Genomic DNA, 25898 nt, shown 5'->3' with positions numbered 1-25898 from the left:
TCAGTTCCTGCCCTCGGTTGTTCGGGTTTTCTTCTTTTCTCTCGCTGCGGCATCCCGGCTCAGCTGCAAAGCCCGTTCGCGCGACACGGTGGTCACGCCCTTGAGGCGCAGCGCATAGCCATCGGGATAGCGCAAATCAGCATATTCCAGTGCATCGGCACGGCGCTGGTACTGGCCGGTGACCTGGGCCAGCGTGCGCACGAAACGCTGGGCTCGCTGCAGCACCTGTTCGGGCGAGCCATTGCCCAGCTCGATCACCGCGTCGTTGTCCAGGCGCGCCACCCAGCTGCCGCGGTCACGCAGCGTCAGGGCGTCCACTTCCACCTGCAGCGGCTCTAAGGCGGGCTCCAGCGCGTAGAACATGGCCAGCACCTGGGACGCCGAGCCTTCCGGGCCCTGCAGACGGGGCAGGCCTTCGCGCTCCACCTCGCCCACATTGGCCTCGAACACCTCGCCCATGGCATTGACCATGGAGGTGCCGTTCTCCGGCCCCCAGTACGCCTGGGCCACATGCTCCTTCAGGATCACGCGCAGGCTGTTGGGGAACTCGCGCCGCACTTCGGCGGTGCGCACCCAGGGCACCAGCTCGAACGCCTTGCGTGCGCCGGCCAGGTCCACGGTAAAGAAATTGCCGGTCAGGCTGGGGGCCACATTGGCCCGCAGCGTCACCGCGTTGTTGTGCACCAGCTCGCCTTCGACCACGATGCGCGCGATCGAGAAAGCAGGATGGCGCACTGCCCACCAGCCCAGCACCGCCACCAGCAGGACGGCACAGCCCGCGAACAGGACCGATGCGGTCGCGTTCATCAGGCGGACGTCCAGGGGCAGTGCGTGGCGCATCAGGCACTCCCTTCCACGGCGTGTGCGTCGCCATCCAGCGAGGCCATCGCCAGAATGCGCAGGCACAGCGCTTCGTACGAGATGCCCTTGGCCCGTGCGGCCATGGGCACCAGCGAATGGCCGGTCATGCCCGGCGAGGTGTTGATTTCCAGCAGGAAGGGCTTGCGGTCGCTGGCGCGGATCATGATGTCGGCGCGCGACCAGCCGCGGCAACCCAGCGTGCGGAATGCCTGCTCGACGATGCGCTGGATCTCGGCCTCTTCCTCGGCCGGCAGGCCGCTCGGGCAGTGGTACTGCGTGACGTCGGTGAAGTACTTGTTCTGGTAGTCGTAATTGCCGTCCGGCGCGACGATGCGGATCACGGGCAAGGCCTGTGCGCCCCGGCCTTCACCCAGCACGGCGCAGGTGGTTTCGTCCCCGGAGATGAACTGCTCGCACAGCACTTCTTCATCGTACTTGGCAGCCAGGGCATAGGCGGCTTCGCACTGGCTGGCGTCCTCCACCTTGGTCAGCCCCATGCTGGAGCCGTCGCGTGCCGGCTTGACGATCATGGGCGCACCCAGCGCCGCGAATGCCGCGCGGGTCTGGTCCGCGCTGGCCACCATGCGCCAATCCGGTGTGGGCAGGCCTTCGAAGCGCCAGATGCGCTTGGTCATGACCTTGTCCATGGCCATGCTGGAGGCCATCACGCCCGGGCCGGTATAGGGAATGCGCAGCAATTCCAGCGCACCCTGCACCGTGCCATCCTCGCCGTGGCGGCCATGCAAGGCGATGAAGCAGCGGGCAAAACCCTCTTTTTTCAGCTCACCGAGATCGCGTTCCGCAGGGTCAAATGCATGGGCATTCACCCCCTGCGAGCGCAGGGCCTGCAGCACACCGCTGCCGGACATCAGCGAGACTTCGCGCTCGGACGAGCTGCCGCCCATCAACACGGCGACCTTGCCCAGTGCCTGGACATCTATATCTTGTGCGTGCGTACTCACTGCGCACCTCCCGCTTGCCCAGACCGCTCACTCTTCGATAGCATTTCGACCAATTTCCCCGGAACGGCGCCAATCGAGCCCGCCCCCATGCACAGCACCACATCGCCAGACCGAGCATTGTCCGCAATTGCCTGGGGCATATCAGCGATTTGCTCAACAAAAATTGGTTCCACCCGGCCCGCCACGCGCAATGCACGGGTCAGGGAACGGCCATCGGCCGCCACGATGGGCGCTTCACCGGCGGCATACACCTCGGACAGCAGCACGCTGTCGGCATGGCCGATGACCTGCACGAAATCTTCAAAGCAGTCGCGCGTGCGGGTGTAGCGGTGCGGCTGGAAGGCCAGCACCAGGCGCTGGCCGGGGAAGGCACCCCGGGCAGCGGCCAGCGTGGCCGCCATTTCCACCGGGTGGTGGCCGTAGTCGTCGATCACCGTGAACACGCCGCCCTGGGCTGCGGGCAATTCGCCATAGCGCTGGAAGCGCCGGCCCACACCCTTGAAACCTTCCAGGGCGCGCAGCAATGCAGCGTCGGGAATCTCCAGCTCCATGGCCACGGCCACTGCAGACAGCGCATTGAGCACGTTGTGCTCGCCCGGCAGGCTCAGCACCACGTCCAGGTCGGGCATGGGCTGGCCATTGCTGCGGCGCACGGTGAAATGCATCTGACCGGCGACGGCGCGCACATTGACGGCCCGCACCTGGGCGTCCTCGGCAAAGCCGTAGGTGGTCACCGGACGGGCCAGCTGCGGCAGGATCTCGCGCACGGCCGGGCTGTCCACGCAGAGGATGGCGCGGCCATAGAACGGCATGCGGTGCAGGAAATCCACAAACGCCTGCTTGAGCTTGCCGAAGTCATGGCCGTAGGTTTCCATGTGGTCGGCATCGATGTTCGTGACCACCGCCATCACCGGCAGCAGGTTCAGGAACGATGCATCGGACTCATCGGCTTCCACCACAATGTAGTCGCCATGGCCCAGCTTGGCATTGGCGCCGGCGCTGTTGAGCTTGCCGCCGATCACGAACGTGGGATCCAGATCGGCTTCGGCCAGCACGCTGGTCACCAGGCTGGTAGTGGTGGTCTTGCCATGGGCTCCGGCAATGGCGATGCCCTGCTTGAAGCGCATCAGCTCCGCCAGCATCAGCGCACGCGGCACGACGGGAATCTTTTTCTCGCGGGCAGCCACCACCTCGGGGTTGCTGCCCTGCACCGCCGTGGAGGTGACCACCACATCGGCGTGACCGATATGGTCGGCCGCATGGCCCACAAAGGTGTGGATGCCCAGCGACTGCAGGCGCTGCAGCACGGCCGAGCTGGACAGGTCCGAGCCCGAGACGCGGTAGCCCAGGTTGTGCAGCACCTCGGCGATGCCGCTCATGCCGGCACCGCCGATGCCGACGAAATGGATGTTCTGGATGGCGTGCTTCATGCGGACAACTCCTCGCATGCCGCCACGACCTCGTGGGTAGCCTGAATCTTTTGCATCTTCTTAGCGTCTCTCGCCCGTTCAAGCAGCGTAAAACGCTCCGTATTCTGTAGCATTTCTGCCAATTTTTCAGCCGTCAGCGCCTTTTGCGGGATCAGCCAGCCACCGCCCTGCTCCACCAGGAAGCGGGCATTGGCGGTCTGGTGGTCATCCACCGCATGCGGGAAAGGCACGAACACCGCTGCCGCACCGACGGCGGCGATCTCGGTCACGGTGCTGGCACCGGCACGGCAGACAATCACATCGGCATCGGCAAAGGCCTGGGCCGTGTCGTCAATGAAGGGCGTCAGCTCCGCCTGCACGCCGGCGGCGGCGTAGTTGGCCCGCAACTCGTCGATCTGCTTGGCGCCGCTCTGGTGCAGCACGCTGGGGCGCTGCGCCGCCGGAATCAAGGCCAGCGCCTGGGGCACGATGTCGTTCAGCGCCTTGGCGCCCAGGCTACCGCCGACCACCAACAGCTTGAGCGGGCCGCTGCGTCCGGCAAAGCGGGCCTCGGGCTCGGGCTGGCGCACAAAGGCTTCGCGCAGCGGATTGCCCACCCAGCGCCCCTTGGCAAACACCTCCGGGAACGCCGTGAACACCCGGTCGGCCACACTGGCCAGCACCTTGTTGGCAGTACCTGCCACCGAGTTCTGTTCGTGCAGCACCAGCTTCTTGCCGGCCAGCACGCCCATCATCCCGCCGGGGAAGGTGATGTAGCCGCCGAAGCCCACCAGCACATCGGGCTGGACGCGGCGCACCACGCGCCAGGCCTGCCAGAAGGCCTTGAGCAGGCGCAGCGGCAGCAGGGCCAGCGTCACCAACCCCTTGCCGCGCACGCCACCGAATTCAATCGTTTCCAGGGCAAAGCCCTGGGGCGGAACCAGACGGGATTCCATGCTGCCGGGCGCGCCCAGCCAGTGCACGCGCCAGCCGCGCTCCCGCAAAGCCTGCGCCACGGCCAGACCCGGGAAGATATGTCCTCCCGTTCCGCCCGCCATGACCAGTGCCACTTTCTCTGTCATTTCACTGCTCCCCTGCCCGACGGCATGAGGACCTTGTTCTCGTAATCAATGCGCAGCACCACCGCGATGGCAATCAGGTTCATCAGCACGGCCGATCCGCCAAAGCTCATCAGCGGCAGCGTCAGCCCCTTGGTGGGCAGCGCGCCCAGGTTCACACCCATGTTGATGAAGGCCTGGAACCCGATCCAGATGGCCACGCCCTGCGCCACCAGCCCGGAAAACACCCGGTCCAGCGCAATCGCCTGACGGCCGATTTCCATGATGCGGCGCGTCAGCCAGACAAAGGCCACGATCAGCACCAGCAGGCCAACCAAGCCGAACTCTTCGCCGATCACGGACAGCAGAAAGTCGGTGTGCGCTTCCGGCAGCCAGTGCAGCTTTTCCACGCTGCGGCCCAGGCCCACGCCGAACAGCTCGCCCCGGCCGATGGCGATCAGCGCATGCGACAGTTGGTAGCCCTTGCCCAGCGCGTGCTTCATGTCCCAGGGGTCGAGGTAGGCGAAGATGCGTTCGCGCCGCCAGTCGGAGAAGGCGATCATGATGACGAAGGCACCGATGACCAGCGCCGCCATCAGGAAGAACATGCGCGCGTTCACACCGCCCAGGAACAGGATGCCCATGGAGATCACCACGATCACCATGAACGCCCCCATGTCCGGCTCGGCCAGCAGCAGCACGCCGCAGACGAACACGGCCGCCGCCATGGGCAACACCGCGCGGAAGAAACGTTCCTTCATTTCCATACGGCGCACCATGTAATCGGCCGCATAGACCAGCACCGCAAACTTGGCCAGCTCGGAAGGCTGGAAGTTCATGATGCCCAGCGAAATCCAGCGCCGCGCCCCATTCACCACCACGCCCACATGTGGCACCAGCACGGCCACCAGCAGCAGGATGGAGAGGATGAACAGCTTGCGCGCCATGCGCTCCCAGGTCTTCATCGAGATCTGGAAGGCCAGCAGCGCACCGACAAAACCGACGCCCAGCGCAATCACATGGCGCAGCACGAAGTGGTAGGGCTCGATCTTGCCGAAACGGGGGTTGTCCGGCATCGCGATCGAGGCCGAATACACCATCACCACGCCCCAGGTCAGCAAGGCGATGACCACCCACACCAGCGCCTGGTCCAGTCCCAGCATCTGCACCGGCCGTGCCGGCGTGGCACGGTATTCCGTGCCGCCCACGCGCACCGGCAGCACATCCACTGGCTTGTCGGAAGTGCCGCCAAACCAGTTGGATACGCGTTGGAGCACGCTGGACATGTCCATCATTCGGCTCCTTCCAGCTCGTGGCCGGCATCGTGGGCCAGCTGGCGCACGGACTCGACGAACACCTCGGCACGGTGGGCATAGTCGCGGAACATGTCCATGCTGGCGCACGCGGGCGACATCAGCACGGCATCGCCGGCCTGCGCCTGGGCCGTGGCCTGGCGCACGGCGGCTTCCATGCTGTCGGCATCCGACAGCGGCACCCCTTCGCCGGCCAGCGCCGCACGGATCTGCGGCGCATCGCGGCCGATCAGCACCACGGCACGCACATAGCGCGACACCGGCGCTGCAAGCGGCGAAAAATCCTGGCCTTTGCCCAGGCCGCCCAGAATCAGCACGATGCGGCGGTCGGCCCCCAGGCCGGTCAGTGCGGCCACCGTGGCACCCACATTGGTCCCTTTGCTGTCGTCGAAATACTCGATCCCGCCCACCATGCCGATGGGCTGGACGCGGTGGGGCTCCCCCCGGTATTCCCGCAGGCCGTAGAGCATCGGCGCCAGCGCGCAGCCTGCGGCCTGGGCCAGCGCCAGCGCTGCCAGGGCATTGGTGGCGTTGTGGCGGCCACGGATGCGCAGCGCATCGGCCGGCAGCAGGCGCTGGATAAACAAATCATCCTGCGGATCGCGCGAGCGGCGACCGACTTCGTCGGATTCCATGGCCCGCACCAGCCAGGCCATGCCGCCCACCACTTCGATGCCGAAGTCACCGGGGCTGCGCGGCATGTCGGCGCCGAACGTGACATGGGCGCGCAGCTGCGGCTTCTGCAGCTTGACCTTGACCGGTGGCGGCAGCATGTCCATCACGGTGCGGTCTTCGCGGTTGAGCACCATCAGCGCCTTGTCGCCAAAGATGCGTGCCTTGGCGGCTGCATAGGCAGGCATGCCGCCATGCCAGTCCAGATGGTCCTGGGTGATGTTCAGCACCGTGGCCGCCGTGGGCTCGAAGCCCTGCACCCCGTCGAGCTGGAAGCTGGACAGCTCCAGCACCCAGGCCTGCGGCAGGTCCTGCGCATCGATGCGGGCCGACAGCGTGTCCAGCAGCGAAGGGCCGATGTTGCCGGCCACACCCACCGTCAGGCCGGCATGCTCCAGCAACTGGCCGGTCAGCGAGGTGACGGTGGTCTTGCCGTTGGTGCCGGTGATGGCCACCACCTTGGGCGCATAGCCATGGGCCTGGGCCAGGCCCTTCAGGGCCATGGCAAACAGATCCAGCTCGCCGCCCACCGGCAGGCCGATGGCGCGCGCAGCGTCAAAGACGGCGGCCACGGTCTCGGGGCTCAGGCCCGGGGAACGGTAGACCGCGGTCAGGTTCTGGCCGTCCACCAAAGCGGCCGTGAAGTCACCGGCCACAAAGCGCACGCCGGGCAGCTCGGTCTGCAGGGTGGGCAGATGGGGTGGGGCTGCACGCGTGTCGGCCACCGTCACCTCGGCGCCGGCACGGATGCACCAGCGCGCCATGGCGATGCCCGAAATGCCCAGCCCCAGCACCAGCACGCGCTGGCCCTGCAGGTGCTGCGCCTGGCCCTGCGGCCACAGCGCCGGCACCGGGGGCAGCTCCACCACGGGCTCCTGCTCGGCGGCGGCCTGCACAGCCGTGACTTCGCTGTCGGCCGCATCGGAGATGCTCGGGTCGGCAAAGATCTGGGCCACAAAGGCCGCCGCATCCTTGGCGGCGCTCAGTGTGGAAATGTCCGGCACCGGCTCCACCGCGGGCTGCGCAGCGGGCACTTCGACCGTATCCAGCGCGGGGGCAATGTCCTCCGCAGCATCGGTACCGACGTCGGCGGCAACGAGTTCGGACAAGGCTTCGAAACCTGCCATCTCAGTGCCAGCGTCCAACGTGTCCGTGTCCGCCACCGTCGCCACGGGCATTGCCACGTCGGCAGAACCCGTTCCCGCCGGGATCACCGGCACGGGCAGGCGCTCCCCTTCCTGCGCCTCGGGCGCGGGAGGAGTGACGGGTGGCTGGAGGTCGTGGTCTGCCATGGCTGTCACCTCAGCTTCAGCGTGGACAGGCCGATCAGGCACAGCAGCATGGTGATGATCCAGAAACGGATCACCACCTGCGTCTCTTTCCAGCCACTCTTTTCAAAGTGGTGGTGCAAGGGGGCCATCTTCAGCAGACGGCGGCCTTCGCCGTAGCGCTTCTTGGTGTACTTGAAGTACGTCACCTGCAGCATCACCGACACGGCCTCGGCCACGAAGATGCCGCCCATGATGGCCAGCACGATTTCCTGGCGCACGATCACCGCAATGGTGCCCAGGGCTGCGCCCAGGGCCAGCGCCCCCACATCACCCATGAAGATCTGGGCCGGGTGGGCGTTGAACCACAGAAAGGCCAGACCCGCACCCGCCATGGCACCGCAAAAGATCATCAGCTCGCCGGTACCGGGAATACTGGGGAAATGCAGGTATTTGGCATAGCTGGCGTTGCCGGTCACATAGGCAAAAATGCCCAGCGCCGTGCCCACCATGATCACCGGCATGATGGCCAGGCCATCCAGTCCATCGGTGAGGTTGACCGCATTGCTGGCGCCCACGATGACCAGATAGGTCATCACCACAAAGCCCAGCACGCCCAGTGGATAGCTGATTTCCTTGAAGAAAGGCACTTGCAGACCGGCCTTGGGCGGCAGGTCCAGCGAGAAGCCGGACTGCACCCAGGTGATGAACAGCTCCAGCACGCGGCCATTGGAGTTTTCGGAAATGCTGAACACCAGGTACAGCGCGGCTACCAGACCGATGACCGACTGCCAGAAATACTTTTCACCCGAACGCATGCCTTCGGGGTCTTTGTTGACCACCTTGCGCCAGTCATCCACCCAGCCGATGGCGCCAAAGCCCAGCGTCACCAGCAGCACGATCCAGACAAAGCGGTTCGACAGGTCGAACCACAGCAGGGTGGAGACCGAAATCGCAAACAGGATCAGCACGCCCCCCATGGTGGGCGTGCCGTTCTTGACCAGGTGGGTCTGCATGGCATAGCCACGCACCGGCTGGCCCACCTTCAGGGCCGTGAGCATGCGGATGGCCTTGGGGCCGATCCACAGACCGATCAGCAGCGCCGTCAGCGCTGCCATCACCGCACGGAACGTGATGTACTGCACCACGCGCAAAAACGTCAGGTCCGGAAACAGATCCTGCAACCACTGGGCGAGTATCAGCAGCATGCTGCGCCCCCTTCCTGGGCAGACTCCAGCGCCTGCACCACCTCTTCCATCTTCATGCTTCGCGAACCCTTGACCAGCACGCTGCCCGCCTGGGGCAGCAATGCCAGGACTGCTTCATTCAATGCAGCCTTGTCTGAAAAATGACGGCCCGTGTCACCACAGGCCTGCACGGCGTGCTGCATCAGCGCACCGTATGCCAGCACATGCTCGATCCCGGCCGCATGCGCAGCCGCACCGATCTCGGCATGGAACTGCGGGCCTTGCGTACCCACTTCCCCCATGTCGCCCAGCACCAGCACACGCGGTGCCGGCAATTCGGCCAGTACCGCAATCGCGGCCTGCATCGAATCGGGGTTGGCATTGTAGGTATCGTCCACCAAAGCCACGCTGCGGCCATGGACCTGCAAGGCGGCCGAACGCGAGCGTCCCTTCACCGGGCGGAAGGCATTCAGCCCTTCCCCGATGGCCTGCACCGACACGCCCGCAGCCAGTGCACAGGCGGCAGCGGCCTGGGCATTGCGCACGTTGTGGCGGCCGGCAATGTGCAGCTGGCATGCCACGGCCCCTGCCGGCGTCTGCAACTGGACCTGCCATGCGCCACCTTGCCACTGCGCGGTGGTGCAGCGCACATCGGCCCACTCGCCACCAAAGGTCAGCTGCCGGCGGTTACCCGCCAGCGCGCGCCACAGCGCGGTGAATTCTTCGTCCGCAGGGAACACCGCCACGCCGTCCGCCGGCAGGAAGGCAAACACGCTGCCGTTCTCTTCGGCTACCGCCTGCACGGTGTGCATGAATTCCTGGTGCTCGCGCTGGGCGTTGTTCACCAAGGCCACCGTGGGCTGGGCAATGCGCGCCAGCTCGGCAATCTCGCCGGGGTGGTTCATGCCCAGCTCCACCACGCCCAGGCGGTGCTGCGCCTGCAAACGCAGCAGGGTCAGCGGCACACCGATGGCGTTGTTGAAGTTGCCCTGCGTGGCAAAAGCGGCCTCGCCGGCAGCGGCACGCAGGATGCTGGCCACCATCTGGGTGACCGTGGTCTTGCCGTTGCTGCCTGTGATGGCCACCAGCGGCAGACCGAACTGCGCCCGCCAGCCGGCCGCAATGTCGCCCAGCGCCAGGGTGCTGTCGGCCACCTCGATACCGACCAGCCCGGCGGCCTCCAGACCACGGTGGGCCACGGCGGCCACGGCGCCGGCGGCCCGGGCCTGCGGCAGAAAATCGTTGGCGTCCATGCGCTCGCCTTTGAGCGCCACAAACAGGTCACCGGCCTGCAGCTGGCGCGTGTCGGTGCACACGCGCTGCAGGGGCGTGGCGCCATCGCCCACCAGCCACGCTGCGGGCTGGGAGCGCTGGATCCACACCAGTGCCTGTTGCAATGTCATCATCACTTTGCTTGTCCTTCGCGGGCCGCCAGCGCACGCTGCGCCTCGGCCATGTCCGAGAACGGGCGCTTGACGCCCATCACTTCCTGGTAATCCTCATGGCCCTTGCCGGCCAGCAGCACCACGTCCTGGGGTGCCGCCTGGGCAATGGCCTGCGCAATCGCAGCGGCCCGGTCCACCTGGACCAGGGCGCCGGGCTGCATGCCCGCCACAATCTGCTGCACGATGGCCTCGGGCACTTCGCCGCGCGGGTTGTCGCTGGTCACCAGCACCTGGTCGGCCCGGCGCTGGGCGGCCTGCCCCATCAACGGGCGCTTGGTGGCATCCCGGTTGCCGCCGCAGCCAAACACGCACCACAGCCGGCCACCACGCTCCTGCGCCACCGGTTGCAAGGCGGTCAAGGCCTGCTCCAGCGCATCGGGGGTGTGGGCATAGTCCACCGCCACCAACGGCTGACCGGGCTGGGCAATCTGCTGCATGCGGCCGGGCACCGGCTCCAGGTGTGCGCAGGCCTGCACGGCCTGCGCCAGCGGCATGCCCAGGCTGCGCAACGTGGCGATCACGCCCAGCAGATTGCTGATGTTGTAGTGGCCCACCACCCGGGTCTGCAACGTCACCGCGGCATCGCCTTCGACCACGGTGAACCGCAGCCCTTCGGGACCGTGGCCGATGTCCCGCGCCCACAGGCGCGCGGGCTGGCGGATGGACAGCGTCCAGACCTCCAGGCCCTCTTGTGTCTGCAACTGCTGCGCCAGGGTGGCGCCATGGGCATCGTCGATATTGACCACGGCGGTCTGCAGGCCGTTCCAGCGGAACAGGCGGACCTTGGCGGCCCAGTAGGCCTCCATGCTGCCGTGGTAGTCCAGATGGTCCTGGGTGAAATTGGTGAAGACCGCGCAGCGGATGCGTGTGCCATCCAGGCGGTGCTCTTCGATGCCGATGGACGACGCCTCGATCGCACAGGCCGCCAGCCCCTGGTCCACATAGCCGCGGAAAGCCTCTTGCAGGCACACCGGGTCGGGGGTGGTCATGCCGGTGCTGACCAGCGCCGGCGGCACACCAATGCCCAGCGTGCCGACCAGGGCGCAGCCGGTGCGCTGGTGCAACGGCCAGGCCGAGAGCGCATGGGCCAGCCACCAGGCGGTGGAGGTCTTGCCATTGGTGCCGGTCACGGCCAGCACGATCAATGCATCCGAGGGACGGTCAAACCACAGGTCGGCGATGTCGCCGGTGGCCGCCTTCAGTCCGGAAAAGGCCGATACCGCATCTCCCTGCAGCGCGAAGGCGTCGGCGCCCTCCAGCTCCACCAGGCAGGCGGCAGCACCACGCTCCAGGGCCGAGGCCACATAGGCCCGGCCATCGGTCACTCCGCCGGGCCAGGCGATGAAGCCGTCACCGGGCTGCACCTGGCGACTGTCGGTGCGCAAGGTGCCGGTCACGCGGCTGCGCAGCCAGCGCACGGCATCCTGCGGTGTGGCGAGTGTGTGCAGCGTGCTCACAGCGACTCCTCCACCGGGTTGGCCACAATCTGGGGTTGCACGGCCATATCGGGGTGCACGCCCATCAGGCGCAGCGTCTGCTGCACCACATCACTGAATACCGGGGCCGCCACCGTGCCACCGTAGTAGGTGCCATTCATGGGCTCGTCCACCATCACGGAAACAATCACACGCGGGCTTTCGATCGGCGCCATGCCGGCAAACCAGGCGCGGTACTTGCCCGCGGCATAGCCCTTGCCTTCCTGCTTGCGCGCCGTACCCGACTTGCCGCCGACCGAATAGCCCACGGTCTGGGCACGCTGACCGGTCCCCCCGGGGCCGGCGGCCAGCGCCAGCATCTTGCGCACGGAACTGGCCGTGCGCTCCGAAAAAATAGGAACGCCCACAGGGGGGCGATCGATCTTGAGCATGCTGGCCGGTATCACCTTGCCGTCATTCGAGAACACCGTATAGGCCCGGGTGATCTGCAGCAGACTGGCCGAAAGACCGTAGCCGTAGGACATGGTGGCCTGCTCCACCGGCCGCCATGTCTTGTACGGTCGCAAGCGCCCGCTCTGGGCGCCCGGGAAGGAAATCTGCGGCTTCTGGCCGAAGCCCAGCGCCGAATAGGTCTCCCACATCTCCTGCGCCGTGAGCTGCTGGGAAATCTTGGTCGTGCCCACGTTGCTGGACTTCTGGATCACCCCCTCCACCGTCAGCACCCCGTAGTTGTGGGTGTCGGAGATGGTCGAGCCGGTCACGTTGATGCGGCCGGGCGTGGTGTCCACGATGGTGCTGGGCTTGAACTTGCCGCTCTGCAGTGCCACGCCCACGGTGATGGGCTTCATGGTCGAGCCCGGCTCGAACACATCCGTGATGGCGCGGTTGCGCAGCTGCTCACCCGTCAGGCGCTTGCGGTTGCCCGGGTCGTAGCTGGGGTAGTTGGCCAGCGCCAGCAGCTCGCCGGTCTTGGCGTCCATCACCACCACCGTGCCGGCCTTGGCCTTGTGGGCGATGACCTGGTCACGCAGCTTCTGGTAGGCGTAGAACTGGATCTTGCTGTCGATGGACAGCTGGATCTCCCGGCCGTCCATGGGCGGAATTTCCTCACCCAGGCCCTCGACCACGCGGCCGAAACGGTCCTTGATCACCCGGCGCGAACCCGGCTTGCCCGCCAGATCCTTGTCGAAAGCCAGCTCCATGCCTTCCTGGCCATGGTCTTCCACATTGGTAAAGCCCACGATGTGGGCTGCCGACTCGCCTTCGGGGTATTCGCGCTTGTATTCCTTGGTCTGGTAGATGCCCTTGATCCCCAGCGCCTTGATCTGCTGGCCGACTTCCCAGTCCAGCTGGCGCTTGAGCCAGACAAAGCTCTTGTCGTTGTCCAGCTTGGTCTTGATGGCCGCCAGCGGCATGTCCATCAGCCGGGCCAGCTGGGGCAGCTTGGCCCGCACTTCGGCACTGTCCAGCTCCACGTCTTCGGGAATGGCCCAGATGCTGGCCGCCGGCACGCTGGACGCCAGGATCAGGCCGTTGCGATCCAGAATGCGGCCACGGTTGGCCGGCAGCTCCAGCGTGCGGGCATAACGCACCTCACCCTGGCGCTGGAAGAAGTCGTTGCCAAACACCTGCACATAGGCGGCGCGTACGCCCAGACCGGTAAAGCCCAGCACCATCAAGCCCATGATGAACTTGCTGCGCCATTTGGGCGTCTTGCTCGCCAGCAACGGGCTGGAGGTGTAGGTGACGCTGCGGTGCACGCTCATTGCGCACCTCCGGCAGCCGCCTTGTCTTCCACATACTGGGTGATGGCCGGTGTGGCGCTCTGCATGCTCTGTGCCACCGCCAGGCGCTCGATGCGCAGCGGCGTGGCCTGGGCACGCTTTTCCACCTGCAGGCGCTGGTATTCCGTCGTCAGCTCGCGCGCGTCGTGCTGCGCCCGTTCACGCTCGGTGAACAGGCGGCGCGCCTCGTACTGCGTGTGCACCAGAAACAGTGCACTCGCCACCACGGCCGCCAGCAGGAGGATATTCAGGCGCAGCATGCTTCCTCCCGCTGCAGGGCAGCCAGGGGGGCGGAAGCCGTGCGCAGCGGCCAGGTCATGCAGGCACCTCGGTGCGCTCGGCCACGCGCATCACCGCGCTGCGCGAACGCGGATTGCCCTCGATTTCCTGTGCGCTGGGCTTGATGCGTTCCAGCGCCTTCAGGCGCATGGGCTGGGGCGCGGCAAACGGCGCCCGGCGGTCATACACCTCTTTGGAATGCTGGGCGATGAACTGCTTGACGATGCGGTCTTCCAGCGAGTGGAAACTGATCACGGCCAGGCGGCCGCCCGGCTGCAGCACCTTCAGCGCGGCGGCCAGCGCCTGCTGCAGCTCTTCGAGCTCGGCATTGATGAAAATCCGAAAAGCCTGAAAGGTCCGCGTGGCAGGGTTCTGGCCTGCCTCCCGTGTGCGGACCGCACCAGCCACGATGCTGGCCAGCTCGGCAGTGGTGGTGAGTGGGCCTTTTTCTGTGCGCCGAGCAACAATCGCCTTTGCAATGGGCCCAGCAAACCGTTCTTCGCCATAGTCACGTATCACCTCCGCGATCTGGTGCACCTCCGCATCGGCCAGCCAGTCGGCCACGCTCTGGCCACGGGTGGTGTCCATGCGCATGTCCAGAGGGCCGTCGAAACGGAAGCTGAAACCCCTCTCGGGGCTGTCGATCTGGGGCGAACTCACGCCCAGGTCCATCAGCACGCCGGCACAGCTGCCTGCGGGCAATTCGTCCAGATGGCGGAAGCCTTCGTGGCGGATGGAAAAACGCGGGTCCGTGATGCGTGCCGCTTCGGCAATCGCTTCCGGGTCTTTATCGAAAGCGACCAGGCGGCCATCCGGCCCCAGTCGCTGCAAAATCTTGCGGGAATGGCCGCCACGGCCAAAAGTCGCATCCACCCACTGACCGGCGGGCGAAGGCCCGGCCGCACCCAGCAGGGCGTCCACGGCTTCGTCCAACAGGACGGTGATGTGTTGGAGGGGCTGGTTCAACGCTCGCCCTTTTCAAAAAGCAAAATCCTGGAAAACGTTCGGCATGTCGGCCTGCATGGCCTCTGCCTCCTGTGCTTCGTAAGTGGCGCGGTCCCACAGTTCGAAGTGGTTGCCCATGCCCAGCAGCACCACCTCCTTGCTCAGGCCCACGGCCTGGCGCAGCTCGGGTGCCACCAGCACGCGGCCGGTGCCATCCATGTCCACATCCTGGGCGTTGCCCAGAAAGATGCGCTTCCACCACTGCGCGGACATGGGCAGCTCTGCGATGCGCTCGCGGAACTTCAGCCATTCAGGACGGGGAAACAACATGAGACAGCCGTGGGGATGTTTGGTGATGGTGATCTGGCCTTCGGCCATGGCCAGGAGGGCGTCACGATGCCGGGTCGGCACTGAAAGCCTCCCCTTCGCATCCAGACTCAGCGAAGACGCCCCTTGAAACACGGTTGTTGACCCCGGCTAGGTTGAACCTTGCGACCTCTGCGCTTGGGCTGCAGAGGCAACTTTCACCACTTAATTGCACTTTTTTGCACTGTAGCAGCAAATCAGATTCCCGCCTCAACGCTTGTCACAAACATTTGCAATGAAATCAACGACTTAGCATGGAGTTTTCTATAGCAGATACACAAAAGTCCTTTGTCTACAAGAACTTAGGCGGTAGTGCACAGACAAAGCTTGAGCTCGGGAAATAATTGCATTTCGCAAACAAAACGCCCCTGCCGTCGCAAGGACCGCAGGGGGCGTGGCATGCAATCGGGGTCAGATCACAGGATGAAGCGCGACAAATCCTCGTCCTGGCTCAGCATCTGGAGGCGCTCATCGACGTAGGCGGCGTCGATGGTGATGGTCTGGCCTGCCAGCTTGGTGGCGTCAAAGCTCACCTCGTCCAGCAGGCGCTCCATGACCGTGGACAGGCGACGGGCCCCGATGTTCTCGGTGCGCTCGTTCACCTGGAAGGCCGTGTGGGCCAGGCGGGTGATGCCTTCGGGGGTGAACGCCAGCGTCACCCCCTCGGTAGCCAGCAGTGCCTGGTACTGCTTGACCAGGGAGGCATGGGTCTGCGTGAGGATGGCTTCGAAGTCCTGCACCGACAGCGACGCCAGCTCCACCCGGATGGGAAAGCGCCCCTGCAGCTCCGGAATCAGATCGCTGGGTTTGGACAGGTGGAACGCACCCGAGGCGATGAACAGAATATGGTCGGTCTTGACCATGCCGTACTTGGTGGACACCGTGGTGCCTTCCACCAGCGGCAGCAGATCGCGCTGCACGCCCTGGCGCGACACGTCGGAGCCGCTGGTTTCCTGGCGCGTGGCCACCTTGTCGATCTCGTCGATGAAAACAATGCCGTTCTGTTCGGCGTTGGCAATGGCGCGGGTCTTGATGTCGTCCTCGTTGACCAGCTTGGCCGCTTCCTCGTCGGTCAGCAGCTTCAATGCCTCCTGGATGGGCAGCTTGCGCGTCTTGCGCTTTTCCTGGCCCATCTGGCTGAACATGCCACGCAGCTGCTCGGTCATCTCCTCCATGCCCTGGGGGCCCATGATTTCCAGCGCCGGACGGGCTTCGGCCAGATCGATCTCGATCTCCTTGTCGTCCAGCTCACCCTGGCGCAGCTTCTTGCGGAACACCTGGCGCGTGGCACTGTCGGCCGGCACGGCATCGTGCGTGCGGGCCTGGGGCAGCAGCACGTCCAGGATGCGCTCTTCGGCAGCGTCTTCGGCGCGCACGCGCAACTTCTTGATCTCGGCTTCGCGCGTCTGCTTGACGGCGATTTCGGCCAGATCGCGAATGATGGCATCCACGTCCTTGCCTACATAGCCGACTTCGGTGAACTTGGTGGCCTCCACCTTGATGAAAGGCGCATCGGCCAGCTTGGCCAGGCGGCGCGCGATCTCGGTCTTGCCCACGCCGGTGGGGCCGATCATCAGGATGTTCTTGGGCGTGATTTCCTGGCGCAGGCCATCCGGCACCTGCTGGCGACGCCAGCGGTTGCGCAGCGCAATGGCCACGGCGCGCTTGGCGCTGGGCTGACCGACGATGTGGTGGTCCAGCTCGGAGACGATTTCCTGCGGGGTCATGGACGACATGGCTTTATGACTCAAATGGGCACCCTGTGCAGCGAGCGCAAGCACAGGGCGCTATCAAAACAATGGAGAAACCGGTTTACAGCGTCTCGATGGTGTGGTGCATATTGGTGTAGATGCACAGCTCGCCGGCGATCTCCAGCGACTTCTTGACCACCGCTTCGGCCGACAGCTCGGTATGGTTCAGCAGCGCCTTGGCGGCCGAATGGGCATATGCCCCGCCGGAGCCGATGGCCACGATGCCCTGCTCGGGCTCCAGCACGTCGCCATTGCCGGTGATGATCAGGGACGCCGAGGCATCGGCCACGGCCAGCATGGCCTCCAGGCGGCGCAGCACACGGTCGGTACGCCAGTCCTTGGTCAGCTCGATGGCCGCGCGCGTCAAATGGCCCTGGTGCTTTTCCAGCTTGGCCTCGAAACGCTCGAACAGCGTGAAAGCATCGGCCGTGGCGCCGGCAAAGCCGGCCAGCACCTTGCCATGGTAGAGCTTGCGCACCTTGCGGGCCGTGCCCTTGACAACGATGTTGCCCAGCGTGACCTGGCCGTCGCCGCCGATGGCGACCTGGATGCCGTCCGGCGTTTCGCGCCGCACACTGAGGATGGTGGTGCCGTGATACTGTTCCATAGCTTCCATATATCGAGGCGATTGAGCCGCTTGCAAGAGGCCGGAGCACAGTTTTTTTGGCCCTGGCAAAGCGTACGTTTCAGCTACCCGTCCCCCCTCAGGGCGCGCGCAGCTGCAGCTTGGCGTGGGCCTCGATACCGATCACCTGCAGGAACACCGCCACCAGATGGTGCAGCTGGGTGAAGCGCAGCTGGTGGCCCAGGACCTGCATCTCGGCCGCCCAGTTCAGCACCATACCGGCCGCCACAAAGTCCAGGCGGATCAGGCGTTCGCAGCCAATCTCCAGCGGCGTGCCCAGCCGTGCACGGGCCCGCAAGGCCTGCAGCCAGGGCGTGGCATCCCCTTCGATCACTCCCGCCAGCCCATCCCGCTCGGTGGGCTCGGGCCCGCCCGCCGCCATGTCCAGGGACGACATGCCCAGCTGCTGTGGTATGGAGAACCACACCGGCGCCGCATGGCCGAAATAGCTCGCCCAGTCGAGCGCCAGCGGCTCGAACCCTTCTTCATCGCCAATGGCGCGGTATAGGTCCAGCACCACCTGCCAGATGCCCGCCACCGCCCGGCGGTCCACCGGCGTATGGTCCAGGCCGTGCACCAGCAGCTCCAGCAGGCGCGCCTTGGCCCCATCCAGATCGCCGTGGGCAAACAGGATGGCAGCTTCTTCGATATCGGGCGTGATGGAAAAGCCAGCACCGTCCGCGGTGCTAACCGGCACGGGGGGCACCCGGCTTTCCTCGCCCAGCGTGGGAATCGCCTGCCACTGGGCCGCCGTCATGCCGGGCGGCCGGCCCGGTGCCGGGGTGGACGCCGCAGCACGGGCGTCTGCGACCGGGAACACGGCGTCGACCACCGGCTCGGAGCTATCGGCAGCGCGCAGCCATTGCTGCGCCATCTGCGCTTCGATGGCATCGATTTTCCGCAAGGTGGTGGTGCCATGGTCCTCGGCATCCAGCGCAGAAGGCAGAAACGCCGAAGCCGGCATGCGTGCCGGCTGTCCACCGCGGTCGCGTTGATGGCGCAGCTGACGCAGCTCGGCAAATTCCTGGGCACGGATGGCATCGTCGCGGCGCTTGCGCTCCACCATCTGGTGCAGGGCCTCTTTGCCAGACCCTTCATCGCTGGCAGCCAGGTCGGCAGGCTCCTGCGCGGAGGAGCCCGTGACCTTCTGCAGCATCTTGGAGAGAAAACCGCCTGTCTTGCCTGATTCCTGGTTCATGGTGTCCTGCAACGGTGGGCGGTGGTCCGGGGTAGATCCAGAGTGGATCAGTCTCCGAACATCTTTTGCTTCAGCTCGCGGCGCTGCTGGGCTTCCAACGACAGCGTGGCCGTGGGGCGGGCCAGCAGACGACCAACGCCGATGGGCTCGCCGGTTTCGTCGCAGTAACCGTAGTCGCCGGCGTCGATGCGGGCGATGGACTGTTCGATTTTCTTCAGCAGCTTGCGCTCGCGGTCGCGCGTGCGCAGTTCCAGGGCGTGCTCTTCCTCGATGGTGGCGCGGTCTGCGGGATCGGGCACCACCACGGTGTCTTCGCGCAGATTTTCAGCCGTCTCGCCCGCGTTGTTGTGCATGTCCTGCTTGAGCTGCACCAGCTTGTGGCGGAAGAACGCCATCTGCTTGTCGTTCATGTACTCCTCGTCGGGCATGGCAATGACTTCGGCATCGCTCAGCTCTTCAGCAGACTTGGATTTCCAGTTGTTGGCGAGTTTGGGGTCACGCTTGAGCACGGCGGCTGTGGGGACAGAGATAGTGGAAGGCATGGCTTTCGTGCTTGTGGGTTTGGCAGCCATCGAAGCGGCTGCCAAAGGCTGGGTTGAGGCGCTGCGCGCAGGGCTGCGCACAGAGGAAACGGCGGGGGCTGCCGCAGCCTTGGGCTGTGCGGCCACCTTATTGGCAGCGGCCTTGACAGGCGTCTTCACGGCTGCGGCTTTGGGTACCGCAGGTGCCGCCACTTTAGGTGTGGCTTTCTTCTTGCTGGTCTCGGCTGTCACGTCCTGTCTCCTCACAGTATGACCGTCCCAGTCTGTCTTCCCCGTGGGCAGACCGACCGGGTTCTCTTTAGGGGCGGGATTGTAGCCATCTCCAACAATACCTAACGCAAAGTTGCGGATATCACACAACCCGCTTTGGTAAGACCATGTAAATCGCCCGCCCTCTCCCGCATGGCTGCGAGAGGTGGCGGGCGATTCTGCGCCCGTGTGGCGCCAGCCTGCGGCCGGCCAGAGGCCCGGCCGCGACCGGCGGCAAACCACGAAGCAGGGTTTATGCCAGGCTTTGTTCCAGGCCTTGCTTGAAGATGTCCTGCGGCAGGTCAATGCCGATGAACACCATGCGGCTTTCACGCGCCTCGCCGGCTTCCCACTCAGGCCCCAGGTCGCTGCCCATCAGTTGGTGCACGCCCTGGAAGATCACCTTGCGCTCGGTACCCTTCATGTTCAGCACACCCTTGTAGCGCAGCATGCGCGGGCCGTAGATGTTGACGATGGCACCCAGGAAGTCTTCCAGCTTGGCCGGGTCGAACGGACGGCTGGCACGGTACACGAAGCTCTTCACGTCGTCGTCATGGTGGTGGTGGTGCGGGTGATTGCACTCCGCGCCATGGGCATGGTCATGGTCGCAGTGCTCGCCGTGTTCGTGGTGGTGGGCATGACCGTGATCGTGGTCATGCTCGCATTTGCCATGGTCGTGGTCGCAATGGCTGTGGTCGTGCTCGTCGGCCTTGAGGAAATCGGGGTCGATGTCCAGCTTGGCGTTCAGGTTGAAGCCGCGCAGGTCAAACACTTCGGACAGCGGCACTTCGCCGAAATGCACGGCCTGGATGGGCGCGCGCGGGTTCATGTGCTTGAGGCGGTGGACCAGAGCCTCCTTGTCGGCGGCGCTGACCAGGTCGGTCTTGGTCAGGAAGATCTGGTCGGCAAAGCCCACCTGGCGGCGTGCTTCCTGGCGGTCGTCCAGCTGCTGGTTGGCGTGCTTGGCATCCACCAGGGTGATGATGGAGTCGATCAGATAGCTCTCGGCGATCTCGTCGTCCATGAAGAAGGTCTGTGCCACCGGGCCGGGGTCGGCCAGGCCGGTGGTCTCGATCACGATGCGGTCGAACTCCACCAGCCCCTTGCGGCGCTTGGCGGCCAGCAGTTGCAGGGCTTCGCGCAGGTCTTCACGGATGGTGCAGCAGATGCAGCCATTGCTCATCTGCAGGATCTGTTCCTTGGATTCGGTCTTCAGAATGTCGGTGTCGATGTTCTCTTCGCCGAATTCGTTTTCGATCACGGCGATCTTCATGCCGTGGGATTCGCTGAGCACGCGCTTGAGCAAGGTGGTCTTGCCCGAGCCCAGGAAGCCGGTGAGGATGCTGACGGGAATCAGTGCCATGGTGGTATGCCTTGTAATCTGGCGCGGCAGCCGCACCGGGCCGCCGCGAAACGGGGAAAAACAGCAATCAGCTGGGGGCGCCGCCCGAAAATTCCAGGGCGCGCAACAACAGTCAGTGTAGCCAGCAGGTCAAGTGCCCTGCGCCCATGGGGGCGTCCACCTTGCGGGTGTTATCGACCGCCCAACACCGCTGCGCCGGAACAGGCAGCTATCAAATCAGGAAGCCACGGAGACGGTGCGCAGGGGCCATCGCCCCCTTGCACGCTCACTCCTTGCGCTTGGCGCGCGGGTGGGCCTGCTCGTAGGCCTGGGCCAGGTGCTGGAAATCCAGCCGGGTATAGACCTGGGTGGTGGCAATGTTGGCATGGCCCAGCAGCTCCTGCACGGCACGCAGGTCGCCGCTGCTCTGCAGCATGTGGCTGGCAAAGGAATGGCGCAGCACATGCGGGTGCACCGGCTGCGCCAGGCCAGCCTGCTGGCCGCGCTGGCGCAGCCGCGCCCAGGCAGTCTGGGCCGACATGCGCCCACCCCGAGCACCCACGAACAGCGCGGGCTCCGCCCAATCGGGTTCAAAAGGCTCGGCACGGCGGCGCAGCCAGCGTTGCAAGGCCGCCAGTGCATGCTTGCCCACAGGCACCGTGCGGCGCTTGCCGCCCTTGCCCAGCACATGGGCTTCGGCCGCCTCCCAGTCGATCCAGCCGCTGTGCGCCGCGTCGCCGGGCTGCAGATTCAGGCCCACCAACTCCCCCACGCGCAGGCCGCTGCTGTAGAGCAGCTCGGTCATGGCCGCGTCGCGCGCCTCGGTCCAGGGATCGGCATCGTCGTTGCGGAAACCGGCCAGTTGCACCGCATCGTCCACCCCCAGGGCCTTGGGCAGAGGCTTGGCCTGTTTGGGCGCACGCACGCCCTGCACCGGGTTGTGCGGCACCAGCCCCTGCTGCGCCGCCCAGTGAAAGAAACCGCGCCAGCCCGAGAGAATCAGCGCAATGCCCCGCCCGCTGCGCCCCTGGCCGTGCATCTGGGCCACAAAGCGGCGGATCTGCACCGGCTGCAGCTGCAGCAGCGGGGTCTGAACGGTCTGTGCCAGCGTGCTCAGGCGCTCCAGATCCAAGGTATACAGGGCCAGCGTGCGAGCCGACAGGCGCTTTTCCACCCGCACATGCTCCAGGTACTGGCCCGCCACGGCGTCCAGCGCCGGGTGCGCCATGGCGGGCTGGCCGGCGCGGGGGCGTCCTGCGGTAAGCCGACCGGTGGCCGCCATGGTGGTGCCCGTCAGTTGCCGGGGGTGATGCGCAGGCGGCCCAGGGCCGCGCTGGCATGTTCGGCAATGCGCGCCAAAAACTCGGTGCCCATGGTGGCATCGAAACGCAGCGGATCGGGCGAGCCCAGCACCAGCAGGCCGAAGGCCGGGGCTGCGCTGTCGTTCGGACCTTCGCGCAGCGTCAGCAGCGCCAGCGACTGCACCTCGCTGGGCTTAGACAGCCAGCTGGTGGGCTCGAAGCCCAGGTTGGGACCGCAGAACGGCATGGTCAGCGAGGTGGCGAAGGACTTGGCATCGTCGCTCACGCCCATGGTGTACATGCCACCCTGGTAGGGGCCGGCCACATCCCACACGCGCACCGCCACCTGGGGCACCTCGAATTCGCGCTGGATGCCTTCGCTGACCGTGTGCGGCAGCTGGCGCGGGTCCTGGACCTTGGCCAGCGCACAGCTCCAGCGGTGGATCTTGTGGGCAATGCTGGCGTTGTCGCTGCTGTTGCGCACCATTTCCATGATGCGCTGCTCCATGCCCTTGATCTTGTCGCGCAGCATCTCGGCCTGGCGTTCCTGCAGGCTGACGGCACGGCCGCCGTGGCCGCTGCTCAGCTGCACGGTCGACAACAGCTCGGCGTGGCGTTCAAAGAATTCGGGGTGCTGCCGCAGATAGTCGGCAATGCTGTCGTCATTCATGGTGGAGACGTTGGAAGTCATAAAGCGTCAGGAATCTCGATCTGGCCTTCGAACACCGTGGTGGCCGGGCCGGTCATGAACACATGGTCTTGCGCGCCGCCCTCCCAGGCGATCGTCAGCAAGCCCCCCCGGGTTTGTACATCGACACGCGCATCCAGCAAACCCTGCTGGATGCCGGCGACCACGGCCGCGCAGGCGCCGGTGCCGCAGGCCAGGGTCTCGCCCGAGCCACGTTCATAGACGCGCAGCTTGGTCTGCGCGCGGTTGAGCACCTGCAGAAAGCCCGCGTTCACGCGTTGCGGAAAACGCACATGGCGCTCCACCTGCGGGCCCACCACCGCCACGGGGAACTGGTCGACATCGTCCACCAGCTGCACCGCATGCGGATTGCCCATGGAGACCACCACCACCTCGACCTGGGCGGGCGCCGGCGCCGCCAGCGCCAGCGGCCAGACCTGGGCCCGGTGGCGCGTGGCCGCTGTCAGCCCGCTGGCGTCGAAAGGCACGCGCGGGGCGTCCAGCACCGGCTGGCCCATGTCCACGGTGACGCGGCCATCCGGCGTGAGCTGGGGCGCAATCACCCCGCTGAGCGTCTGCACGCGGATGGTGGTCTTGTCGGTCAGGCCCTTGTCATACACAAAGCGGGCAAAACAGCGCGAGCCGTTGCCGCACTGCTCCACCTCACCGCCGTCGGCGTTGTGGATCACGTATTCAAAATCCACGCCGTTGGCGGGCGAAGGGCGCACAGTCAGGATCTGGTCGGCGCCCACGCCGAAATGGCGGTCCGCCAGAAAGCGGTACTGCGCCGCCGTCAGGCCCAGGCGGCCTTGCGTCTCGTCGAGCACGACAAAGTCGTTGCCCGCGCCCTGCATCTTGGTGAAGCGAATGTGCATGGTGTGGCCGTGGGTGGATCAGGCCCTGTCAGGCCTTGGCAGCGGCCAGCTTGGCCAGTGCGCGGTCGACGAACGGCAGGCGGTCCTGGCCCCAGAAACGCTCGCCGTTCAGGATGAAGGTGGGGGCGCCAAACACGCCCAGGGCCACGGCTTCCTCGCTGTTGGCCTGGTACTGGGCCTGCACCTCGGCCGAGGTTTCCAGGGCATGCAGGGCGGCACCGTCATAGCCGGCTTCGTTGGCCACAGCAACGCGCACCGCCGCGTCGGAGGTCTTGCGCTCTTCGGCCCACAGGGCGCGCAGCAGCGCGTGCGACAGCGGGAAGGCGTCCAGGCCCTGCAGCTGGGCGGCAATCACCATCCAGCCCGGGGTCTTGTTCCAATTCACGTCGTCGGCCACGCCCTGGGGGTAGTGGGCAGGCACCAGGTTCAGCGGCAGGCCCAGATAGTCGCTCCAGCGTGCCAGCTCCAGCGCATGGTAGGTCTTGCGGGGCTCGGGGCGGGTCTTGAGCGGAATGCCGCCAGTCTGCGGCACCACCAGCTGAAAGTCGTAAGGCTTGAGCACCAGCTTGACGCCGTGGCGGCGCACGATGTCCTGCAGTTGAGGGCCTCCAAGATAGGCCCAGGGAGAAGAAAGGCTATAGAAACAGTCAAGTTGGGTCATCCTTGGATTATCTTCCTACCTGTGACGAACGAAAGCCTTTCCCCCTCCTCTTCCGCCGAACTTCCTGCGGTTCCCCTCCAAACCCTGTCCAGCCCCCGCAACCAGTCCGCGCTCGAGGCCCTCGCCGCCGAGGCCCGCCGCGACCTGGAGCGCCTGAACTACCCCGCCCCCAACTGGGTGCAGGGCACGGCCGCCGCCGACGACCTCACCTTGGACGTACTGGTGGTGGGCGCCGGCATGTGCGGCCAGACCGCGGGCTTTGCCCTGTTGCGCGAAGGCGTGCGCAAGATCCGCGTGATCGACGCCGCCGCCCGCGGTGACGAAGGTCCCTGGGCCACCTACGCCCGCATGCTGACGCTGCGCAGCCCCAAGCAGCTGATCGGCCCCGACCTGGGCGTGCCCAGCCTCACCTTCCGCGCCTGGTACGAGGCCCAGCATGGCACTGGCGACATCTCGCCTTTCGATGCCGCCACCCCCGGATGGGCAGGGCTGCACAAGATCGGCCGCGTGGACTGGCGTGACTACCTGCTGTGGGTACGCGACACCGCCGGTGTGCAGGTGGAAAACGGCGTGCGCCTGCTGGAAGTCGGCGATGCCGACGGTGTGCTGACCGCCCGCCTGCAAGGCCCCCTGGGCGTGGAGACGGTGCGCACCCGCAAGATCATCCTGGCGCTGGGCCGCGACGGCAGCGGCGCCCCACGCTGGCCGGATTTCCCCTCGCTGTCCATGCAGGACCCGCTGGCCGCCGGCCGCGTGTTCCACACCATGGATGCCATCGACTTCGATGCCCTGCGCGGCCGGCACATCGCCGTGCTGGGCGCCGGCGCCTCGGCTTTTGACAATGCCGCCTGCGCGCTGGAAGCCGGCGCCGCCGTCAGCCAGTTCGCCCGCCGCGCCGTGCTGCCGCAGATCAACAAGAGCAAGGCCGCCTCCTTTCCCGGCTTTTTACGCGGTTACTCGGCACTGGACGATGCGCGCAAATGGCGCTTTTACACCTACATCTTCGACGAACAAGTGCCCCCGCCCTGGGAAACCGTGCGCCGCTGCGACGCCCACGACAGCTTCACGCTGCGCCTGGGCTGCGGCTGGAAGGATGTGCAGCCCCTGGCCGACGGTGTGGCCGTGACGCTGGCCGACGGCAGCGTGCAGCGCTTTGACGCCGTCATCCTGGGCACCGGCTTTGATGTGGACCTGCTGGACCGCCCCGAGCTGGCCCGCTACACCCCGCACATCGACACCTGGGGCAGCCATGTGTCCCCCGCCATGGCCGCCGCCCAGCCCGAGCCGGCCCGCTTCCCCTATCTGGCGGCCAACTTTGCGCTCCAGAGCGCCGATGGCGACAAGGCCGAGGCCCTGTCGCGCCTGCACCTGTTCAACTGGGGCGCCACCATGAGCCATGCGGCCCTGGGCAGCGACATTCCCGGCCTGGGCATCGGCGCCACCCGCCTGGCCCAGGCCCTGGTGAGCGATCTGTTCGTGCAGGACGCCGATCTGCACTGGCAGAAGCTGCTGGAACACGACGAGCCCGAGCTGATCGCCACCCGCTGGTACCAGCCCGCGCCCGGCGCCAGCACCGACACGCCCACCTGAGCGACTGCGGCGCATCCGTCGGCGCAAAAAAAGACCGGCACAAGCCGGTCTTTTTCATGTTGCACCGCACGATGGCAGCGCAAGCGCTGCG

At 66.0% G+C, this 25898-nt stretch carries 23 protein-coding genes; 1 reads left to right on the top strand and 22 read right to left on the bottom strand.

The window, feature by feature from the left end; genetic code table 11:
• The 22 genes from B3349_RS15935 to B3349_RS15830 form a co-directional block, all read right to left on the bottom strand.
• Positions 1-840, bottom strand: a complete 840-nt coding sequence (locus B3349_RS15935) for a cell division protein FtsQ/DivIB (RefSeq protein ID WP_291590203.1) — start codon at positions 838-840, stop codon at positions 1-3.
• On the bottom strand, positions 840-1823 hold the full coding sequence (locus B3349_RS15930) for a D-alanine--D-alanine ligase (protein WP_291590201.1): 984 nt from the start codon (positions 1821-1823) through the stop codon (positions 840-842). The genes B3349_RS15935 and B3349_RS15930 overlap by 1 nt, the downstream gene beginning before the upstream one ends.
• On the bottom strand, positions 1820-3253 hold the full coding sequence (murC, locus tag B3349_RS15925) for a UDP-N-acetylmuramate--L-alanine ligase (RefSeq protein WP_291590200.1): 1434 nt from the start codon (positions 3251-3253) through the stop codon (positions 1820-1822). The genes B3349_RS15930 and murC overlap by 4 nt, the downstream gene beginning before the upstream one ends.
• Positions 3250-4314: an undecaprenyldiphospho-muramoylpentapeptide beta-N-acetylglucosaminyltransferase gene (gene murG / locus B3349_RS15920; protein WP_291590199.1), complete on the bottom strand. Its 1065-nt coding sequence runs from the start codon at positions 4312-4314 to the stop codon at positions 3250-3252. Before murG ends, murC begins: the two co-directional genes overlap by 4 nt.
• Positions 4311-5576, bottom strand: a complete 1266-nt coding sequence (gene ftsW, locus B3349_RS15915) for a putative lipid II flippase FtsW (protein WP_066537851.1) — start codon at positions 5574-5576, stop codon at positions 4311-4313. The genes murG and ftsW overlap by 4 nt, the downstream gene beginning before the upstream one ends.
• A gap of 5 nt (positions 5577-5581) precedes the next feature.
• On the bottom strand, positions 5582-7567 hold the full coding sequence (gene murD, locus B3349_RS15910) for a UDP-N-acetylmuramoyl-L-alanine--D-glutamate ligase (RefSeq protein WP_291590197.1): 1986 nt from the start codon (positions 7565-7567) through the stop codon (positions 5582-5584).
• A gap of 5 nt (positions 7568-7572) precedes the next feature.
• Positions 7573-8751, bottom strand: a complete 1179-nt coding sequence (mraY, locus tag B3349_RS15905) for a phospho-N-acetylmuramoyl-pentapeptide-transferase (RefSeq protein WP_066537782.1) — start codon at positions 8749-8751, stop codon at positions 7573-7575.
• On the bottom strand, positions 8742-10136 hold the full coding sequence (locus tag B3349_RS15900; RefSeq protein WP_291590193.1) for a UDP-N-acetylmuramoyl-tripeptide--D-alanyl-D-alanine ligase: 1395 nt from the start codon (positions 10134-10136) through the stop codon (positions 8742-8744). The genes mraY and B3349_RS15900 overlap by 10 nt, the downstream gene beginning before the upstream one ends.
• Positions 10136-11632, bottom strand: coding sequence for a UDP-N-acetylmuramoyl-L-alanyl-D-glutamate--2,6-diaminopimelate ligase (locus B3349_RS15895; protein ID WP_291590191.1), 1497 nt, complete (start codon positions 11630-11632; stop codon positions 10136-10138). The genes B3349_RS15900 and B3349_RS15895 overlap by 1 nt, the downstream gene beginning before the upstream one ends.
• Positions 11629-13371, bottom strand: a complete 1743-nt coding sequence (locus B3349_RS15890; RefSeq protein WP_291590878.1) for a peptidoglycan D,D-transpeptidase FtsI family protein — start codon at positions 13369-13371, stop codon at positions 11629-11631. The genes B3349_RS15895 and B3349_RS15890 overlap by 4 nt, the downstream gene beginning before the upstream one ends.
• Before the next feature lie 2 nt (positions 13372-13373).
• On the bottom strand, positions 13374-13655 hold the full coding sequence (gene ftsL / locus B3349_RS15885; RefSeq protein ID WP_280012936.1) for a cell division protein FtsL: 282 nt from the start codon (positions 13653-13655) through the stop codon (positions 13374-13376).
• Between the two features lie 55 nt (positions 13656-13710).
• The gene (gene rsmH / locus B3349_RS15880; RefSeq protein WP_066537793.1) at positions 13711-14640 is read right to left on the bottom strand and encodes a 16S rRNA (cytosine(1402)-N(4))-methyltransferase RsmH; all 930 of its coding nucleotides are present in this window, start codon (positions 14638-14640) and stop codon (positions 13711-13713) included.
• 12 nt (positions 14641-14652) lie between these two features.
• Positions 14653-15081, bottom strand: coding sequence for a division/cell wall cluster transcriptional repressor MraZ (mraZ, locus tag B3349_RS15875; RefSeq protein WP_066537794.1), 429 nt, complete (start codon positions 15079-15081; stop codon positions 14653-14655).
• A gap of 320 nt (positions 15082-15401) precedes the next feature.
• Complete coding sequence (gene hslU / locus B3349_RS15870; protein ID WP_291590188.1) at positions 15402-16721, bottom strand: ATP-dependent protease ATPase subunit HslU; 1320 nt, start codon at positions 16719-16721, stop codon at positions 15402-15404.
• A 76-nt stretch (positions 16722-16797) separates the two neighbouring features.
• A complete protein-coding gene (gene hslV / locus B3349_RS15865; protein ID WP_291590187.1) occupies positions 16798-17343 on the bottom strand; it encodes an ATP-dependent protease subunit HslV in 546 nt (181 codons plus the stop codon).
• A gap of 97 nt (positions 17344-17440) precedes the next feature.
• Positions 17441-18559, bottom strand: coding sequence for an STAS domain-containing protein (locus tag B3349_RS15860; protein WP_291590185.1), 1119 nt, complete (start codon positions 18557-18559; stop codon positions 17441-17443).
• Positions 18560-18606: 47 nt separating this feature from the next.
• Entirely contained in the window at positions 18607-19332 is a 726-nt protein-coding gene (gene dksA / locus B3349_RS15855) for an RNA polymerase-binding protein DksA (RefSeq protein ID WP_349682194.1), read from the bottom strand.
• Positions 19333-19603: 271 nt separating this feature from the next.
• Positions 19604-20713, bottom strand: coding sequence for a CobW family GTP-binding protein (locus B3349_RS15850; RefSeq protein WP_291590181.1), 1110 nt, complete (start codon positions 20711-20713; stop codon positions 19604-19606).
• Between the two features lie 265 nt (positions 20714-20978).
• Positions 20979-21920 (bottom strand): tyrosine recombinase XerC, encoded by a 942-nt coding sequence (locus B3349_RS15845; RefSeq protein ID WP_291590876.1) that lies wholly within the window; start codon positions 21918-21920, stop codon positions 20979-20981.
• 65 nt (positions 21921-21985) lie between these two features.
• The gene (locus tag B3349_RS15840; protein WP_066537810.1) at positions 21986-22684 is read right to left on the bottom strand and encodes a DUF484 family protein; all 699 of its coding nucleotides are present in this window, start codon (positions 22682-22684) and stop codon (positions 21986-21988) included.
• Positions 22681-23556: a diaminopimelate epimerase gene (dapF, locus tag B3349_RS15835; protein WP_291590178.1), complete on the bottom strand. Its 876-nt coding sequence runs from the start codon at positions 23554-23556 to the stop codon at positions 22681-22683. The genes B3349_RS15840 and dapF overlap by 4 nt, the downstream gene beginning before the upstream one ends.
• A gap of 28 nt (positions 23557-23584) precedes the next feature.
• Positions 23585-24217, bottom strand: a complete 633-nt coding sequence (locus B3349_RS15830) for a 2-hydroxychromene-2-carboxylate isomerase (protein WP_291590175.1) — start codon at positions 24215-24217, stop codon at positions 23585-23587.
• A gap of 21 nt (positions 24218-24238) precedes the next feature.
• On the opposite strand from B3349_RS15830, the gene B3349_RS15825 reads away from it, so the two are divergent.
• Positions 24239-25807, top strand: a complete 1569-nt coding sequence (locus tag B3349_RS15825) for an FAD/NAD(P)-binding protein (RefSeq protein WP_291590172.1) — start codon at positions 24239-24241, stop codon at positions 25805-25807.
• Positions 25808-25898 lie beyond the last annotated feature (91 nt).

Origin of the sequence: Comamonas sp. UBA7528 (assembly GCF_002479375.1) — a bacterium.
Classification (GTDB): Bacteria; Pseudomonadota; Gammaproteobacteria; order Burkholderiales; family Burkholderiaceae_C; genus Comamonas.
This window is presented reverse-complemented; position numbering and strand designations above follow the sequence as displayed.